Below are 1782 nucleotides of genomic sequence, written 5' to 3'. Positions count from 1 at the left end.
CCGGTTCGGCGGCCAGGAAGCCGACGTCGACCGCGCTCGACTTGCGATCCGCGTACTCGATCTCGAATTCGGCCAGCGACGAGCCGCAGTCGAAGCACCAGTAGACCGGCTTCAGGCCGCGGTAGACGAAGCCGCGCTCGACGAGGCGCTTGAGGACGCGGATCTCGCCGGCCTCGTTGCCGAAGTCCATGGTCCGGTACGGGTGCTCCCAGTCGCCGAGCACGCCCACCCGCTTGAAGTCGGCCATCTGCTGGGCGATCTGCTCGGTAGCGTAGGCGCGGCTCTTCGCCTGCACGTCGGCACGTGCCAGGCCGCGGCCGAAGGTCTTCTCGATCTGGTTCTCGATCGGCAGGCCGTGGCAATCCCACCCCGGCGTGTAGCGCGAGTCGAAGCCGGCGAGCTGGCGCGCCTTGACGATCATGTCCTTCAGGATCTTGTTGGCGGCGTGGCCGACGTGCAGCTGGCCGTTGGCGTACGGCGGGCCGTCGTGGAGGACGAAGCGGGGCCGGCCGTGCCGGGCCTCGCGCAGGCGCCGGTACACGCCTTCGTCGCTCCAGGCCTTGACCCAGCCGGGCTCGCGCTTGGGCAGGTCGCCGCGCATCGGGAACGGCGTGTCGGGAAGGTTCAGCGTCGCGCGGTAGTCGGTCGCGGCGGGTTCGTCAGCCATGGCGAGTCCTGGAGAGCAGGGGCACGTGGGAACTGCCGCTGGCGGCAGCCGGGTCGAGGGGCGACGGCGGCAGCGCGCGCGTCGGGGCGGAGTCACGCCGGAGCGTGACCGCGACGCCGGTCAAATTCGGTCGCGCGTGGTCTGGCGTCCGGTGGTCGCGTGCGTCTCCTCCGCAGCCCGGTCGGCGGCGCGGCCGGCCATGAAGGCGCGCGCTTCGTCGCTGTCGCGGCGGATCGCTTCGGCGAGCGCGGCCAGCGAGTCGTAGCGGGCTTCGTCGCGCAGTTTCTTGAGCAGTTCCACGCGGACGAGTTTACCGTAGCCCCCCTCGACGCCGAGCCCCTTCGGCCACTCGAAGCAGTGCACTTCGAGGAGGACGCGGCCGCTGTCGTCGACGGTCGGGCGGCGGCCGAGGCTGGCGACGCCGTCGAGCGCGATCGGGCCGAGCCCGTGCACGCGCACCGCGAAGATTCCCATCGCCGCCGGGCGCGGATGCGGGAAGCGAATGTTGAGGGTGCGAAAGCCGTCGCCGCGGCCGCTGCGGCTCGCGCCGAGCTCGCGGCCGAGCTTGGCGCCGTGGATGACGCGGCCGCTGATGCTGTAGGGCCGCCCGAGCAGCGCCTGCGCCTCGGCCATGTCGCCGGCGGCCAGGGCGGCGCGAACGGCCGAGCTCGACACGCGCAGGCCGTGCACCTCGTAGCTCATCATGCGGGCGACGTCGAAGCCCTGCGCATCGCCGGCCGCGTCGAGCAGGGCGTAGTCGCCGGCGCGGCGGGCGCCGAAGCGGAAGTCGTCGCCGACCAGCACGTAGCGGGCGCCGGCGCCGCGCACCAGCACGTCGTCGATGAACTGGGCCGGCGATTGCGCCGCGAAGGCGGCATCGAAGCGAAGCAGGACCGTCTGCACGATGCCGCAGCGCTCGAGCTCGCCCAGCTTGTCGCGCAGGGTGGCGATGCGGGTCGGCGCCGTCTCGGGCTTGCCGGCGCGCGCCGCGAACCAGTCGCGCGGGTTCGGCTCGAAGGTGAGGACGGTGGGGGGCAGGCCGCGATGCGCCGCCTCGGAGACGAGCAGGGCAAGCATGGCCTGGTGGCCGCGATGCACGCCGTCGAAGTTGCCGA

General features: G+C 72.6%; 2 protein-coding genes. Both read right to left on the bottom strand.

The window, feature by feature from the left end; genetic code table 11:
• A partial coding sequence (locus AC30N0_RS02640) for a class I tRNA ligase family protein (RefSeq protein ID WP_489516386.1) occupies nucleotides 1-667 on the bottom strand: 667 nt, incomplete at its 3' end.
• A gap of 120 nt (nucleotides 668-787) precedes the next feature.
• Nucleotides 788-1782 (bottom strand): bifunctional riboflavin kinase/FAD synthetase (locus AC30N0_RS02635; protein WP_489516385.1); only part of this gene is annotated, 995 nt, incomplete at its 5' end.

It is taken from the genome of Rhizobacter sp. (assembly GCF_031412495.1).
Lineage (GTDB): Bacteria > Pseudomonadota > Gammaproteobacteria > Burkholderiales > Burkholderiaceae_C > Schlegelella_A.
This window is presented reverse-complemented; position numbering and strand designations above follow the sequence as displayed.